Source organism: Pseudorhodoplanes sp., assembly GCF_059499825.1.
The window spans coordinates 121,287-136,705 of the sequence record NZ_JCABZI010000010.1 but is presented as its reverse complement, the minus strand read 5'-3'; the positions used below and the strand labels follow the sequence as shown (position 1 = coordinate 136,705).

At 62.9% G+C, this 15,419-nt stretch carries 17 protein-coding genes; 15 read left to right on the top strand and 2 right to left on the bottom strand.

The features are described from left to right. Positions 1-184: 184 nt before the first annotated feature. The 3 genes from AC5I5I_RS14445 to AC5I5I_RS14435 all read left to right on the top strand — a co-directional run bounded on the left by AC5I5I_RS14445 (position 185) and on the right by AC5I5I_RS14435 (position 3,563). Positions 185-985 carry an ABC transporter ATP-binding protein gene (locus tag AC5I5I_RS14445; protein ID WP_495974171.1) on the top strand — a complete coding sequence of 267 codons (801 nt, stop codon included), beginning with the start codon at positions 185-187 and terminating at the stop codon, positions 983-985. Further along, positions 985-1,776, top strand: coding sequence for an ABC transporter permease (locus AC5I5I_RS14440; RefSeq protein ID WP_495974169.1), 792 nt, complete (start codon positions 985-987; stop codon positions 1,774-1,776). Before AC5I5I_RS14445 ends, AC5I5I_RS14440 begins: the two co-directional genes overlap by 1 nt. A gap of 740 nt (positions 1,777-2,516) precedes the next feature. Next, positions 2,517-3,563 carry a DUF1254 domain-containing protein gene (locus AC5I5I_RS14435; protein ID WP_495974167.1) on the top strand — a complete coding sequence of 349 codons (1,047 nt, stop codon included), beginning with the start codon at positions 2,517-2,519 and terminating at the stop codon, positions 3,561-3,563. Positions 3,564-3,617: 54 nt separating this feature from the next. Here AC5I5I_RS14435 and AC5I5I_RS14430 read toward each other — a convergent pair whose 3' ends face one another. Next, positions 3,618-4,241: a TetR/AcrR family transcriptional regulator gene (locus AC5I5I_RS14430; protein ID WP_495974165.1), complete on the bottom strand. Its 624-nt coding sequence runs from the start codon at positions 4,239-4,241 to the stop codon at positions 3,618-3,620. Between the two features lie 86 nt (positions 4,242-4,327). Between AC5I5I_RS14430 and AC5I5I_RS14425 the strand changes: the two genes are divergently transcribed. Both AC5I5I_RS14425 and AC5I5I_RS14420 read left to right on the top strand, forming a co-directional pair. After that, positions 4,328-5,677 carry an aromatic ring-hydroxylating oxygenase subunit alpha gene (locus AC5I5I_RS14425; protein WP_495974163.1) on the top strand — a complete coding sequence of 450 codons (1,350 nt, stop codon included), beginning with the start codon at positions 4,328-4,330 and terminating at the stop codon, positions 5,675-5,677. After that, on the top strand, positions 5,674-6,174 hold the full coding sequence (locus AC5I5I_RS14420; protein WP_495974161.1) for an aromatic-ring-hydroxylating dioxygenase subunit beta: 501 nt from the start codon (positions 5,674-5,676) through the stop codon (positions 6,172-6,174). Before AC5I5I_RS14425 ends, AC5I5I_RS14420 begins: the two co-directional genes overlap by 4 nt. An 80-nt stretch (positions 6,175-6,254) precedes the next feature. Here the strand turns inward: AC5I5I_RS14420 and AC5I5I_RS14415 are convergent, their stop codons facing one another. Then, positions 6,255-7,259, bottom strand: a complete 1,005-nt coding sequence (locus AC5I5I_RS14415; protein WP_495974159.1) for an ABC transporter substrate-binding protein — start codon at positions 7,257-7,259, stop codon at positions 6,255-6,257. A gap of 204 nt (positions 7,260-7,463) precedes the next feature. Here AC5I5I_RS14415 and AC5I5I_RS14410 point away from each other — a divergent pair, with 204 nt between their 5' ends. Genes AC5I5I_RS14410 through AC5I5I_RS14365 form a run of 10 tightly spaced genes read left to right on the top strand, consistent with a single transcriptional unit; the run spans position 7,464 to position 15,403 of the window. Continuing rightward, complete coding sequence (locus tag AC5I5I_RS14410; protein ID WP_495974157.1) at positions 7,464-8,258, top strand: ABC transporter ATP-binding protein; 795 nt, start codon at positions 7,464-7,466, stop codon at positions 8,256-8,258. Then, positions 8,258-9,028 (top strand): ABC transporter permease, encoded by a 771-nt coding sequence (locus tag AC5I5I_RS14405; protein WP_495974155.1) that lies wholly within the window; start codon positions 8,258-8,260, stop codon positions 9,026-9,028. The genes AC5I5I_RS14410 and AC5I5I_RS14405 overlap by 1 nt, the downstream gene beginning before the upstream one ends. A gap of 3 nt (positions 9,029-9,031) precedes the next feature. Then, on the top strand, positions 9,032-9,808 hold the full coding sequence (locus AC5I5I_RS14400; protein WP_495974153.1) for a GntR family transcriptional regulator: 777 nt from the start codon (positions 9,032-9,034) through the stop codon (positions 9,806-9,808). 28 nt (positions 9,809-9,836) lie between these two features. Then, positions 9,837-10,259, top strand: coding sequence for a cupin domain-containing protein (locus AC5I5I_RS14395; protein ID WP_495974152.1), 423 nt, complete (start codon positions 9,837-9,839; stop codon positions 10,257-10,259). After that, positions 10,259-11,338, top strand: coding sequence for an Ldh family oxidoreductase (locus AC5I5I_RS14390; protein WP_495974150.1), 1,080 nt, complete (start codon positions 10,259-10,261; stop codon positions 11,336-11,338). Before AC5I5I_RS14395 ends, AC5I5I_RS14390 begins: the two co-directional genes overlap by 1 nt. A 12-nt stretch (positions 11,339-11,350) precedes the next feature. After that, a complete protein-coding gene (locus tag AC5I5I_RS14385; protein ID WP_495974148.1) occupies positions 11,351-11,749 on the top strand; it encodes a RidA family protein in 399 nt (132 codons plus the stop codon). 3 nt (positions 11,750-11,752) lie between these two features. Continuing rightward, positions 11,753-12,493 (top strand): SDR family NAD(P)-dependent oxidoreductase, encoded by a 741-nt coding sequence (locus tag AC5I5I_RS14380; protein ID WP_495974146.1) that lies wholly within the window; start codon positions 11,753-11,755, stop codon positions 12,491-12,493. Beyond that, the gene (locus AC5I5I_RS14375; protein ID WP_495974144.1) at positions 12,490-14,103 is read left to right on the top strand and encodes an FAD-dependent monooxygenase; all 1,614 of its coding nucleotides are present in this window, start codon (positions 12,490-12,492) and stop codon (positions 14,101-14,103) included. The genes AC5I5I_RS14380 and AC5I5I_RS14375 overlap by 4 nt, the downstream gene beginning before the upstream one ends. Beyond that, complete coding sequence (locus tag AC5I5I_RS14370; RefSeq protein ID WP_495974142.1) at positions 14,100-15,071, top strand: amidohydrolase family protein; 972 nt, start codon at positions 14,100-14,102, stop codon at positions 15,069-15,071. Before AC5I5I_RS14375 ends, AC5I5I_RS14370 begins: the two co-directional genes overlap by 4 nt. Then, positions 15,068-15,403, top strand: a complete 336-nt coding sequence (locus AC5I5I_RS14365; protein ID WP_495974140.1) for an AraC family ligand binding domain-containing protein — start codon at positions 15,068-15,070, stop codon at positions 15,401-15,403. The genes AC5I5I_RS14370 and AC5I5I_RS14365 overlap by 4 nt, the downstream gene beginning before the upstream one ends. The last annotated feature ends 16 nt before the right edge of the window (positions 15,404-15,419 follow it).

The following is a 15,419-nucleotide window of genomic DNA, read 5'->3' as shown; positions in this document are numbered from 1 at the left end:
TGAATATCCCTCACGGTGGTGCTTGTGTCGTTGTGCCCCATTCCCGCGGGCGTGACACCCTCGGATAAGTCTTACTATACTCGACAGTCTCGTTGTGCGCTATGCTGCCCACAGCCCAACAATTGGTCCGAAGTTTGCTCCCGGTGTCACCCATGCCGTCAATCCGCCAGCCGAAAGTCCCCGCATGAAGCGGCTCGAATATCGCAAGGTTACGATGCGCTTTGCGGGCGCAAAAGGCGCCACTTTCACCGCCATCGAGGATGTCGACTTCTCGGTGGCCGACGGTGAGGTCGTATCGCTGATCGGCCCGAGTGGCTGCGGCAAGAGCACATTGCTCAATATCGGGTCAGGGCTCTATTCGCCGAGCCTTGGCGAAGCCTATGTGGACGGCGAACGGGTCGAGGGGCCCAACGATCACGTCGCCTTCATGCTGCAGAAAGACTTGCTGCTGCCGTGGCGCACCATCGAGCAGAACGTGATGCTGGGCACCGAAATTCGCAACCTCGATGGCACGGAGAGCCGCAGGAAGGCGCGCGAACTCCTTCAGGCCTTCAAGCTCGGCGAATTCGCCGAACGCTACCCGCACCAGTTGTCCGGCGGCATGCGCCAGCGCGCCGCCCTCGCCCGCACGCTCGCGGTCGATCCTTCGGTGCTGCTGCTGGACGAACCGTTTTCCGCCGTCGATGCGCAGACCCGCATCATGCTGCAGCACGACCTGGCGCAAACGCTGATGAAAGCCCGAAAGACGGCGCTGCTCATCACCCACGACCTGCTCGAGGCAGTGATCCTCTCAGATCGCGTGCTGGTCATGAGCAAGCGCCCCGGCCGCATCATCGACGAGATCGTCATTGATATCCCCGAACGCGATCATCCGCTGAAACGGCGGCGCGATCCGAAGGTTGCGGGCTATGTCGCGCGACTGATGGACAAGCTCGATATCGGCGAACACGCCGCGCAGGAAGATGCGCAGAAGGAGCCGGCCTGATGGACGCCGACCGCTCCGCCCTCGTCCGCCGCGGCACCATCGCGAGCGTGGGGATGCTGATCGTCTTCCTCGTCGCCTGGGAATGGGGGCCGGGATTGCTGAATATCCCGCCCTATATCGTGCCGCCGATGTCGGCGACCTGGAACGAATTTCTGCGGATGTGGGGCGTGGCAGCGCTGCCCTATCACACCGGCATCACCGCGTTCGAGGTGCTGGTCGGCTTCATCCTCGGCAGCCTGCTCGGTGCATTGATGGGCTATCTGCTCGGCATGTCGCCGACTGCGGAATTCGCGCTCTCGCCCTACATTCTGGCGCTGCAGATTGCGCCCAAGATCGCGTTCGCGCCGCTGTTCATCCTGTGGATGGGCTTCACGATCTATCCGAAGATCCTGGTCGCGATCCTGATCGTGTTTTTTCCGGTCATGGTCAATGTGCTGACGGCCGTGCGCGGCGTCGATCCCGACCTGATCAATCTCGCGCGTTCGTTCAAGGCGACGCGCTCGCAGATTTTCTGGAAGATCGAGTTTCCGGCCTCGCTGCCGCCGCTGTTCGCGGGCCTTCGCATCGGTTCGACGCTGGCGGTGATCGGCGTCGTGGTCGGCGAGCTGGTCAGCGGCAATTCGGGGCTGGGCTACCTGCTCTCCTTCGGCGAGGGACAGGGCAACACCGCAATGGTGTTCGTCACCATCATCATGCTCACGCTGGTCGGCGGCGTCGCCTATCTGCTGGTGATCCTGGCCGAGATGCGCGTGCTGCACTACATGCCGAAGCGCGCGGCGGGCGGGATTTAACGCGTCATCCCCGCGTGGTCTCTCTCCCCGTTCTTACGGGGAGAGAGAAGTATCACACCATCACGTGCCGCAGCGCCGCTTCGACCCGCGCGTCGATGTCGCGGGCGACGGCGCGCCTCGATCCCGTGCAGTATCTTGAGATTCGACAACTGCTCATCTTATCCCGTCAGCGCGGCGGGGTTGATACACATCAAGAGCATTGCGGCCTCCAAGGCTTAGAGAATATCGACGTTGCTTGGGAGGTTCCCTATGTGGACAAAGCGCGACTTGCTTTACTCCGGCGCATTGGCATCATTGGTTGCCGCGACCAAGCCAGCGACTGTGCTGGCTCAGATGCTCCCAGGTTCGCCAGCCGCGCCCCATTTGAAGTTTTCAACTCCAATGCCGCAGGGTGTCGCCATACCCGATACTTTGGAAACGCGATTTGGCAAGCTGAACTTCTTTGGAGGGTTCCCTGACCAGCCAAGCGTCGACAAGCTTTATGACAACCTCGATTTCCAGCGTGCGGTACAGGCGTATCTGCTGGCTTTGCCTGTAGTCAATCAGGTGGGCAATCGTGACGGCATACTCTCGCTCGGTCCGGCCAATACGACCGTGCCGATTTGGGAGAGCATGGTCGATTCACGCACGGTTGAACTCACCGCTAATAACAATACCCCTAACACTTGGTTCTGGCTCGACCTACGCGGTGGGCCGGTCGTCGTAGGGCCCCGCCGAACGTGCTCGGGCTGGCTAATGATATGTGGTACAATTGGGTCGGCGACATCGGGCTCGTTGGGCCGGACAAGGGCAAGGGCGGAAAATATCTGCTGCTGCCGCCCGGCTATAAGGGCAGCGCCCCTTCCGGCTATTTCGTCTTGCGGCCGGGGTCATACCACACTTGGATTGCATGGCGCAGCTTCCTGGTTGGAGGCGATCCAAAGCCCGGTGTCGACCTGGTCAAGAAGCACACGAAAATCTATCGTCTCTCCGACGTGGTCAATCCGCCGAAACTCAATTTCATCGATATGTCCGGCAAGCCATTTAACATGGTTGCGCCTGCGGACTATCGGTTCTGGGAATTACTGAACAAGGTGGTGCAAGACGAAGCGACCGATCAGGTCGATGCGACGACTTTGGGTTTCTGGGCTTCGGTCGGCATCATGAAGGGTAGGCCCTTCGCGCCCGACGAACGCATGAAGAGAATATTGGCTGAAGCGGCGCTGGTCGGCGACGCGACCGCGCGTGCGGTCATGTACAGGTGGCGCGGCGCTGACGGCTATTGGTATCCGGACAGGAAGTGGCGGCTTGGTTTTGTTGGTGGCTACAAGTTTGAGGAGAATGGCGCGCGCCTGTTGAATGCGTATTCGGGCTTCTTTTTCTACGCTACAGGCGTAACGCCCGCGATGGATTCCAGGACCGTTGGCGAGGGATCGCAATATCTCGCAATGTTCGTCGACTCCAAAGATAATGTTCTCGACGGCGGCAAGAATTACAAGCTGCGACTGCCGCCGAATATCCCGGTCAAAAATTTCTGGTCAGTGATCGTCTACGATAACCAGACGCGGTCTATGCTACAGACAAACCAGCGATATCCTAGCGTCACCAGCCAGAATAAGATGCTGAGGCTCAACGCCGATGGTTCGGTTGACGTCTATTTTGGACCCGCGGCACCCGCCGGTCAGGAAGAGAATTGGGTCCAGACGGTTCCTGGCGCGAGCTGGAACATTTTGTTGAGGCTTTACGGGCCGCTTCAGACTTTCTTCGACAAGACGTGGCGGCCGGGAGATATCGAACTTCAATCCTAAACCGCATCGGTTTGGTCGGCGGTGATGCGCCGCGCCCGGGACACGAGACCGGTTTTACACCATCACATGCCGCAGCGCCGCTTCGATCCGCGCCTCGATGTCGCGCGCGCTCGGCCCCTTGTCGATGGCGAGCAGCATCTTCAGGTGCGAATAACCGCGCAGCAATTCCAGAAACTCCTCGGCCGCGCGATGCGGATCGCTCACCTTCAACGACCGATCGTTCCTGTGCCGGACGAAAAACGCCTCCAGCGGGTCGATGCAGGCCTGCGGTCCGGTCTCGTAAAACAGGCGGCCGAGTTTCGGAAAACGGCGGCACTCGGCGATGACGATGCGATGCAGTTCCGCGGTGTCGCGCGCGAAGAAGATATCCGTCATCTTGCGCGCATAACCCCGCAGCGCATCCCGCACCGGCAGGGCGAAAACCTCCTCGATCTCGCCGCTGACGAGTTGCTGGCAGGATTCGGTGATGACGCCGGCGAACAGGTCTTCCTTGCTGCCAAAGTGCCGGTACACCGTCATCTTCGACACGCCGGCAACCGCCGCGACCTCATCCATGTTCGCGTCGCCGAAGCCGTGCTTGAGAAAGACCGCTTTGGCGCCCTTCAGGATCGCCTCGCGCTTCTTGTCCGAGAGACCGCCTCGGCCCGGGCCCGCGGATTTTTCCAGCACGAGTGTCACGATGGGTCGATTCCCTGCTTGCCGCAAACGATACTCCGCAGTATCGTTTAGCCCAATTCCAATTCCAAACGTCCGGAGGCTCTATCGTGCCGACACCGAACGACCTCTCCTCAGCGGTACAGCCCGCGCGCGTTCACCGCAAACTCTACACCGATCCGGAGATTTTCAAGCTCGAGATGGAGCGCATCTTCGGGCATGCATGGCTTTATGTCGGCCATGAAAGCCAGGTGCGCAATCCCGGCGACTATTTCCTGACCCAGGTCGGCCGCAAGGCCATGGTGGTGACCCGCGACGAAAGCGGCCAACTGCGGGTGCTGCACAATCAATGTGCACATCGCGGCGCGATGGTGGTGGCGTCGGATTGCGGCCACGCGAAGGAATTCCAGTGTGTCTATCACGGCTGGACCTATCACCTCGACGGCCGGCTGAAGGCGGTGCCGCTCAATCACGGCTATCCGCAGGATTTCGACACCAAGAGCCCGCGCACCGCGATGACGCAGGTGCCCCGGGTGGAGAGCTATCGCGGCTTCATCTTCATCAGCCAGGCGGCGGAAGGCAAAAGCCTGAAAGAGCATCTCGGCTATATGGCGACCTCGATCGACGACATGGTCGACCGCGCGCCGGACGGCGAAATCGAGATGGCCGGTGGCGTGTTCCGCCATGTCTATAACGCCAACTGGAAGCTCTATCTGGAGAACCTGTGCGACGCCGCGCATCCGTGGTTCACGCACCGCTCCTCGATCGACGCCGCCCAGCAGCAGAGCGACGACGTCTATTCCGACGGCACCGGCGAAATCGCCATCCGGCAGATGCGCCAGAACGGCGCGCCCTACTCGTTCTGGGAAAACCAGGTTGGCATCTGGACCTACCCGAACGGACATTCCTATCTGGGCGACTATCACGACGACAAGAAGCTGATCGCTTCGATGGAAGACCCGCTGTTTCGCGAGTACATCGCGATACTCGAAGCCAAGAAGGGCAAGGACGAGGTCAAGCGCATCCTCGAAGTCCGGCGCTGGAATTCCAACCTCTATCCAAACCTGTCCTTCATGAGTTCGTTCCAGCAGCTACGGGTCATTCACCCGCTTGCGGTCAATCGTACGCTGGTCTGCACCTACAACTTCAAGCTCAAGGGTGCGCCGGAGCAGATGTTCCGCAACACCGTCGCCTTCGCCAATATCGTCAACGGCACCGGCTCGCTGGTGCTGACCGACGATCTGGAAATCTACAACCGTGTCGGCATCGGCCTTGCGAGCGAAGGCGCCGAATGGATCGAGATCGGCCGCGGCTATACCAGCGACGCGCGCGACGAGCATGGCGGCCTGAAGGGCAAGAACTCGACCAGTGAAGTCTATATCCGCAACATGTTCGACGCCTGGCGCGGCTATATGCTGGGCGAAACGGCCAGTGCGAACGAGATGAAGGCCAGCGCATGACCGCAACCGCCCGCAAGACCGCAAGCGGCCTGTCCCGCGCCGATGCTGAGGATTTCCTGCTTCACGAGGCGCGCCTGCTCGACGAGGCGCGCTACGACGAATGGCTGGCGCTGTTTACGGCCGAAGCGCATTACTGGGTGCCGAGCGAGCCCGATCAGAAGAGCGCGCTCGATATCATCTCGCTGATGTATGACGACCGCCGCCTGCTGGAGACCCGGGTCCGCCGCCTCTCCTCGCCGCGCATCTATTCGCAGGAGCCGCGCTCGCGCACGAGCCGCATCGTGACCAACGTCACGATCGAAGGCGGCGACGGTAACTCCACCGAAGTCCGCTCCAAATTTATGATCGTGGAATATCGCCGCGAGGAGCAGCGCATCTTCGCCGGCACCTACCGGCACACGCTGGTTCAGACCGGTGGCGATATCCGTATCGCCTTCAAGCGCGTCGACCTCGTCAATTGCGACGCGCCCATGGACGGACTGGTGGTGCCGTTCTGAGCGGTCGTCCCCGCGGAAGCGGGGACCCCTAACCGCCGCTCTGGAGTATCGGCCCCCGCTTACGCGGGGGCCGTAGGCACTTACGGCAATACCGGCTTCTCCGGCAGGAAGCCCGGCGCGAAGATCTGCTCCGCCGTCAGCTTCTCGCCCGGCACCTCGATATTCTTGTTGATGAAATCGACCGTCTTCTTCATCCGGTCGAGTGTGATGTAGCCGAGACCGTTCTTCTGCACCTCGGGCGTGATCGCGACGCGCTTCAGGATCTCGATCTCCTCGACCACGATCTGCGGGTCCAGCGCCTTCACATATTGCAGCTGGATCTTCGCGGCTTCCTGCGGATTGTCGAAGGTATCCTTCCAGCCGCGCAGCGCCGCGCGCACGAATTTCTTCACCACCTCCGGGTTCTTCTTCAGGTAGTCCTCATGCACGCCGATCGAATTGGCGTAAATCTCGAGCCCGAGATCGCCCGCAAACAGGCAGACCGGCTTGGCGTCCGGCACCGCGCGCTTGATCGCCGGTTCGCTCATGATGAACAGGTCGATGGACGGCACCTTGCGGGCGGCCAGCATCGGCACGCGAGCCGGCGCATCGATATTGACGATCTTCATGGTCTTGGAATCGACCCCGTTCATCTCCATCACCGCCTGCCAGATTTTCGGCAGGAACGACGCGGAGCTTGAACCGAGCTCGATGCCCTGAAGCTTCTTGGCGTCGTCGATATTGGCGCCGGGATTGAGGCTGAAGATGCAGTATGGCGGCTTCTGGTAGTTCGCGGCGACGATCCGGATCGGCGCACCGGCGCCGCCCGCGGCGACCAGGCTCGGCACGTCGATGAAGCCGATTTCCGCCCCGCCGGTCACCACCGTACGGATCGCGTCGGCCGTGCCCTTCGACGGCAGGATGGTGACGTTCAGCCCCTCGTCTTTGAAATAGCCTTTGCCGAGCGCGACATACCACGGTGCGTGGCGGCCGAGGCTGATGAAGTCGAGAATGAATTTCACGTCCGTGGTTTGCGCCTGCGCCGCGACCGGCAGCGCAAGACAGGCTGCGACGGCAGCTCCGATCAGTCTCTTCAGCATTGGCATTGCGACTCTCCCCTCACGATCCGGACGCGCCGCGGGCGGACCAAATTGACACTTCAAATATCATAAGATATTTCACCAGATATGCACAAGCGCCCTTTAGCGGCACGCGGTGCGGGGCGATGGCGGAGCGCCAAAGCCCTCGTCGAAAAGCAAGAACCGGGCCGCACAGCCGCAGTTTTCAGCATCAAGGGCGTTCACAGCGACATGGCCTTCGGCACGATCAGGAATGTGAGGAAAGTGTTCGCCGCAAGCGAGCTGGCATCGGGCTCGACAGAACCGGTGGTTGCGCTCGACGATGCAAGCTTCGAATTCGACGAGGGACAACTGGTCGCCCTGCTCGGCCCCAGCGGCTGCGGCAAGACCACCCTGCTCCGCATCATGGCAGGCCTGATCCAGAAAACCTCAGGCTCGGTGATGATCGGCGGCCGAGAGGTAACCGAACCGCTCGGCGACTACGGCTTCGTGTTTCAGCAGCCCAGCCTGATGCCCTGGCGCTCGGTGCTGGACAACGTGCTGTTCACCATGGAAATCCTCAAGCGCAACGACCGCGCCGCGCGCGAGCGCGCCACGCATCTCCTCGATGTCGTCGGCCTCTCCGGCTTCATGCAGGCGCGGCCGCATCAATTGTCCGGCGGCATGCAGCAGCGCGTGGCGCTGTGCCGCGCGCTGATCCATCAGCCGAAGCTGCTGCTGATGGACGAGCCGTTCGGCGCCCTCGACGAACTGACGCGGCTCGAAATGAACGATCTGCTGCTGCGCATCCGCAAGGAAACCGGCGCATCTGTCGTGTTCGTCACCCACTCGATCTCGGAAGCGATCTATCTCGCCGACAAAGTCATTGTCTTCAGCCGCCGTCCGGCCCGCGTCGCAACCGAAATCCCGATCGACCTCCCCTATCCGCGCAGCCAGCAAATTCGGTTCACGCCCGCCTTCACGCAGGCCGAACGCCTCGCCAGCATTGCGCTGGGCGTTATCCCGCCGGTCGAGAGCGCTGCCTGATGACGCACCGCCTCGCAACGCAAATCGGTTATCCGCTCGCCGGCACATTGTTGCTGATCGCGCTTTGGACGTTCGTCTGCGTCTATGCAAACCTGCCGACCGTGGTGCTGCCGACACCGGACAAGGTGCTGCACGCCTTCATTGCGCGCTTCGACCTCATCGTGTCGGAAGGCTGGGTCACGCTGAAGGAAACGCTCTACGGTTTCATCCTCGCGCTGGTGGTCGGAATTCCGATGGCGGTCGCGGTCGCCAATTCACGCGCGATGAACCTGATGTTCTATCCGCTGCTGATTGGCCTGCAATCGGTGCCGAAGGTGGCGCTGGCGCCGATCATCCTGGTCTGGCTCGGCACCGGGATGGAATCCAAACTGGCGATCGTCTGGCTGGTCGCATTCTTCCCCATCATCGTCGACACCGTCGCCGGCCTGCGGTCGACGCCGCGCGAATTGCTGGAACTGGCGCGGTCGCTGCGGGCGTCACCGATGCAGGTTTTCCTCAAGGTCCAACTCCCGGCCGCCCTGCCCTTCATCTTCACCGGTGCCAAGGTCGCGATCACGCTTGCCGTCATCGGCGCGGTGATCGGCGAATTCGTCGGCTCCAGCGAAGGCCTCGGCTTCCTCCTTCTCAGCGCGACGTCGCAGCTCGATTCGCCGCTCGCTTTTGCGGCGCTGTTCGCGCTCTCCTTCCTCGGCATGTTCGTGTATCTGCTGGTCGAACTGGCGGAGCGGCTGGCGGCGCCCTGGTTGCCGCCGGCGCCGCAAAGGCACTGAGCCATGGCCAAAAAAGCTGTGACAAGGAAGGTCGCAAAGAAGCGGGTCGCGACAAAAGGCACGACCAAGAAGGTCCGCGCGGCCCCGCGCAAGATCGCTTCGCGCGCGCCGCGCAAATCCTCGCTCGCCGACATGGCGTTCGAGGCGATCAAGGAAAAGATCCTGAAGCTCTATTTCCTGCCCGGCCAGTATCTGAACGAAGGCGCGCTCTGCGCGCTGCTCGATATGGGGCGGACGCCGATCCACCAAGCCTTGCAGAGGCTGCAGCATGAAGGCCTGGTCGAGGTCATGCCGCGCAAGGGCGTGATCGTTCAGCCCGGCAGCATTTCCGAAATCCTCAAGATCCTGGACTCGCGCGCAACCGTCGAGGCGGAACTGGCACGCAACGCGGCGCAGCGGGCGACCTCAAAAGACGTCGATGAACTGAAAACGCTGGCGCGCGCCGGCGCGACCAACGGCAAGATGTCGGAGCTCGACAGCTTCATCGGCGCCGACCGCGACTTCCACCGCAAATTCGCGGAGCTCGCGGAGAATCCCGTGCTGAGCGATTTTGCACGGACGCTGCATGAGCGCTCGATCCGCTACTGGTATCTGCATCTGTGGCAGACGCTGGACGACAAGGCGACCATCAAGCAGCACACCGCCATTGCCGACGCGATCGCACGCGGCGACGGGGATGCCGCAGCCGAAGCCGTGCGCACTCACATCGAAAGTCTGCGCACCCGGCTGATGCGTGCGCAGGAAGCATCCAGCGGGCACGGCCCGCTGCCGCTGAAATAATGGGACGAAACGTCAGGGAGCGTCGAACATGTCCGCCTATTCCGGGATACCCAAGCTTGGCGAAGGCGCCATGCCGAGCCTCGATGAAGTGCTGCTGCAGGCCAACGATCTGCCTTGGCGCGAGAAATCGCTGAAGGGCGTGTCGGAAAAGATGCTGTGGCGCAACGAGGAAACCGGCGCCTCGATCGCGCTGATCCGCTTCGAGAAAGGCGCGGGCATCCCCGCGCCGCACAGCCATGCCTCCAACCAGTTTATGTTCTGCCTGGAAGGAAAATACGAATACACCAGCACCGGCGTGACGCTGACCGCGGGCAGTTTTTACTGGAACCCCAAGGGCAACGTGCACGGCCCGGCGATCGCGCATGAGAACACCGTCGTGGTGGAAGTCTATGACGGGCCGCATTATCCGATCCGGCCGTCCTGGTACACCAACGACGAGGACGCGCGCTGATGTCCAATGCTACCGCAAGCGCCCTGCCGGATCGCGTCCTGGTCGACGCCAAACGTCTCGCCCAGCCCGTCGCGCGCATTTTCGTGGCGCTTGGAATTGCGCCGGCCGATGCGGATGTGGTCGCCGATGACCTGGTCCGCGCCGACCTCGAGGGCGTCAGTTCGCACGGCGTGATGCTGATGCCGATGTATGTCGAGCGCATCCTCAAGGGCTCGGTGTCGAAGCGCAGCCAGGGCGACGTGGTCAGCGATATCCGCACCGCCATCGTCGTCGATGCCGATAACGCGCTTGGCCAGCTCACGGCGCATCAGGCGGTCAGGCTGGCCACCGCGCGGGCGAAGAATGCCGGCATGGCGATCGTCGCAGTGCGAAACGCCTTCCATTTCGGCACCGCCGGCCGCTATGCGCGCTTGATCGCGGAGCAGAATTGCATCGGCATCGTGATGTCGAACACCCGTCCGCTGATGCCCGCGCCGGGCGGCGCCGAAGCCATCACCGGTAACAATCCGATCGCCATCGCGCTGCCCAGCGCAGGCGATTTTCCGGTCGAGGTCGACATGGCGATGAGCGCGACCGCCATGGGCAAGATCAGGCTCGCGGCTGCCGCAGGCCAGAGCATTCCCCCGGACTGGGCGATGGCCGCGGACGGTCAGCCGACCACCGATCCGGCTGAAGCGATCAAGGGCATGCTGGCGCCCGCCGCCGGCCCCAAGGGGTTCGGACTCGCTTTTATCATCGACCTCCTGTGCGGCGGCCTGTCGGGCGGCGCCATCGGCTCGGATGTCCGCCCGCTCTACGGCGATGCCGCCGAGCCTTATCGCTGCAGCCAGACATTCATTGCCATCGACCTTGGCGTGTTTCCGGATGGCGCTGCGTTCCCGCAACGGGTGCACGAACAGGCGCAACGGGTCAGCGCATCAAAACGCGCGCCGGGCGTCGTGCGGGTCTATGCGCCGGGCGAACTCGTCCATGACACGCGGGAATCCAATGCCGGCCGCTGCACGCTCAGCCGGCAGACCCTGAACGCTCTCATCGAGTCCGGCCGGCGCGCCGGAATCGATATCGATCACGCAATCTGAAGAGGCCGCACAATGAAGAAACAGATCACCTCAGGCAAGCTCCGCCAGCCGAACGGGCATTTCTCGCACGCGACAGCGATTGCCGCGAAAGGCACCTTCGTCTTCATCTCGGGCATGACGGCACGGCGTCCGGATGGCTCGATCGCGGGGCTCGGCAATGTCGAGGAACAGACACGGCAGGTTTGCGAGAATGTGAAGGCGGCGGTCGAGGAAGCCGGCGGTACGCTGGACGACATCGTCCGCGTCGATGTCTATGTCCGCAACATGGAGCATTTCGACACCATCCATAAAGTGCGGCGCGAGTATTTCACCGGGATCGCGCCCGCCTCCACCATGGTCGAGGTCAACAAATTTACCTCGCCCGACTATCTGATCGAGATCAACGCCATCGCCGTCCTGCCGAACGGCTGACCGATGAAAGCGCGGTTCGAAGCGGACGGAGACGTGGTCGTCATCACCGGCGGCGCCAACGGCATCGGCCGCGCGCTGGCCGATGCCGTGGTGCGTGCCGGCGGGCGCGTGGTGATCTGCGATGTCGATGACAATGCCATGGCCGAGGCGGAAGCGGCAAATGCGCTGATCGCAACGCGCCGCCTCGATGTCTCCGACCGCGATGCGGTGATGACGACCTTCGCGGACATCGAGAAGAGCTTCGGCCGCATCGATGGACTTGTATGCGCCGCCGCCATCCAGCCGCGCAACCCGGTGCACGAGACCTCGCCGGAGGAATGGCGCCGGGTGCTCGCCATCAATCTCGACGGCGTGGTCTGGTGCTATCAGGCCGCGATAACCGGTATGATCGCGCGCCGCCGCGGCAGCATTATCGCCTTCTCATCGGGGCTTGCGCATCAGGGCTGGCCGGACGCCTCGGCCTATGCCGCGACCAAGGGCGCGCTGATTGCGTTCGTGAAAAGTGCGGCCAAGGAAGTGGCGAAGCATCGCGTCAAGGTGAACCTGATCGCGCCCGGCGTGATCGATACGCCGCAATACCGCGCCGCCAATCAAGGCGCCGACCACGAACGCTGGAAGAACTCGACCGGTGTCGGCACGCCGCAGGATGCCGTCGGCCCGTTGATGTTCCTGTTGTCCGATGCCGCGTCGATGACGGCCTCCGTGCTGTCGCGCGACTTCGCCTATTCCGCGGAGGATCAGTGAAGACGACACCGAAGCCGCTTGCGAACATGAAGCCGGTGCTGGTCGTTGGCGGCGGCCCGGTCGGGCTGACCACGGCGCTGGGCTTGGGCTTTTACGGCCTGCCATTCCAGCTTTTCGAGGAAGACGCCGGGCTCTCCAGCGACACCAAGGCCGGCACGGTGCTGACCCGCACGCTGGAGGCGTTTCGCCGTTATGGCGTCGCCGACCGGGTGCTGGCCAAGGCGCTGCGCGTCGACGAGATCGGCGACGTCGAGCGGGCGACCGGTACCGCCCGCCCCTCGGTCCGCGCCGATCTGCTGGCAGACGAGACGCGCTATCCCTTCGTCATCAACATGCCGCAGCACCATCTCGAGCCGATCCTGCACCAGGCACTGAACGAAAAGCATTCCGGCCAGGTGCATCTGCAGCACAAACTCACCGGATTCCGCACGACGGACGACGGCGTGGTCGCGAGCTTCGACACCCCGGACGGCCCGCGCGATGTCGAAGGCTCGTATCTTCTGGCCTGCGACGGCGGCCGCAGTTTCATCCGCGGCGAACTCGGCATTCCGGTCGAGGGCGAGTCGCTCGACGTGCTCACGATCCTGGTCGACGTGAAAGTAGACCTCGATGTGCAGAACCCGCGGGATTATCCCTATCTTGCCTATTTCGCCGATCCGACCGAATGGATGATCCTGGTGCGCCAGCCGCATTGCTGGCGCTTCCTGTTTCCTTTTCCGGCCAGCCAGCCAGAGCCGTCGCGCGAGGAGATGCGCGAGAAGATCCTGCGCTTCATCGGTCCGGTCGAGGACATGGAGATCCTCAACACCATCGTCTACCGAATCCATCACCGGATCGCGACCGAATGGCAGCGCGGCCGCGTCTTCCTGATGGGCGATGCCGCGCATCTGATCACGCCGATGTGGGCGCTGGGATTGAACACCGGCATTCTTGACGCCATCAGCCTGCCTTGGCGGCTGGCCTGGGTGGCGCGCGGCCTCGCCGATCCATCGCTGCTGGAAAGCTATGCCCGCGAGCAGCGTCCGGTCGCCGCGCATGGTTCCGGCGAGATGGCGGAAGCCGCGCGCAAATACATGCTCGGGCAGAACGACGCCGTGCGCGCCATGTCGGGCGGCGCCTTCGCCAATGCGCTGACCCGGACGATGCTTGGGGTGCGGCTTGACGTGGACCAGTCCGGCGACTGGTCGATGGTGCGCACCGAACCGGGGCCGCTCCGCGTCGGCGAACGCATTCCCGACGTGACGCTGCATGATGGCTTCGGGCGCCCGGTTCGGCTCCACGATGTGGTCGATGACTCGTTCGTTGCGCTGTATTTCACCGACGTGCGGCGGCGCCCGGTCCTTCCCGCCGACGGTACGGGCCTCAAACATCTGATCGTGTCGCGCCGCGATGCGCCGATCGATTCCGGACTGCGTGAACGTTCGCTGTTCGATGTCGGCGACAAGTTCCGGCAGCGCGCCGGTTGCGAAACCGACACGGTGATGCTGGTGCGGCCCGACGATCATATCGCCGCAATCGCGCCGATGCGCGAGGGCCTGGTCGAGACAATCTACCGCAAGATCACGCGAAGCGAAGCGCCCGCCGCAGCAAAAGCAAAGGCCGACGCATGACCGAACCCATTGCGCTGGACGTGCATGCGCATCTGGCGCCGGTCTATCCGGATGATATCGACTCGGTCGAAGGCGTCAGCTGGAACGCCGGCACGAAGACGCTCACCGTCGACGGCCACGCCGTCGGTATGAAGCCTCTGTTCGATCCACCGGCCCTCGTCGCGTGGATGGAGCAGAACACGATCGCGCAGGCCTGGATCTCGATCCCGCCGCCACTGTATCGCGCGCATCTGCGCGGCGACGACGCCCGCCACTGGGTTCGCTACGCCAATCGCGGCTTGCAGCGGATTTCGGATGACTATCCCGGCAAGCTGTCGCCGCTGCCGCATCTGCCGCTGCAGGATCCCGAGATCGCCACCGATACCGCACGCGATTGGATCGCGCGCGGCCATCGCCGCTTCGGCGCACCGTCCGGCGGGCATGGCGAACAGGTGCTGTCCGACAAAGCCTATGAGCCGCTCTGGCGGGCACTGAACCAAGCGAAGGCCTTCGTCTTCTTCCATCCCGGCGAATGCGCCGACGGCCGGCTCACGGCGTTCTATCTGTCGAACCTGCTCGGCAACCCGTACGAGACCGCTGTCGCCATCGGGCATCTGACTTTCGGCGGCGTGTTCGAGCGTTATCCGGACATCCGATTCTGCTTCGCCCATGGCGGTGGCGTGCTGCCGATGCTGGCCGGTCGCTTCGAGCGGGGTTTCGACACCGCGCGTCCCGGCATCGATACCAAGGCGGCGGCGCCGCGCATGACATTCCGCAATGTCTGCGTCGACTGCATCGTCCACGATCCTGACGCGCTCACGCTTGCCGAACGGGTGTTCGGGGAAACGCAGGTCATGTTCGGCTCGGACTGGCCGTTCCCCATGGGCGTGATCGAACCGCATCGGCAGATGGCTGCCCTCGAGCCGGGGCGACGCGAGCGGATCTTCTGCGACAATCCCGAGCGGCTTATCAAGGAGACGACATCATGAGAGGTCCCTCACCACGCGGCGACAAGCTTGGACCGCTCGGCGACAAGATCCTGTTCGAAAACGAATACGTGCGGATCTGGAGCGTGAAGCTCGATCCCGGCGAACGGCAGGCCTGGCACAAGCACGATCTGCCTTACGTCATCGTGCCGATGACCGAAGGCAAGAACATCATGTATTTCGAGGACGGCCGCGAGAAGGAAACGCAGGAGACCGTCGGCGGCGTCCTTTGGCGCGAGCCAGGGATTCCGCATGAATTGCTCAACATCAGCGACTGGCAATACCGAAACGTGCTGATCGAGATCAAGACCGGTGCCGCACCGGCGGACCATTGACCAGGAGCATATCGCG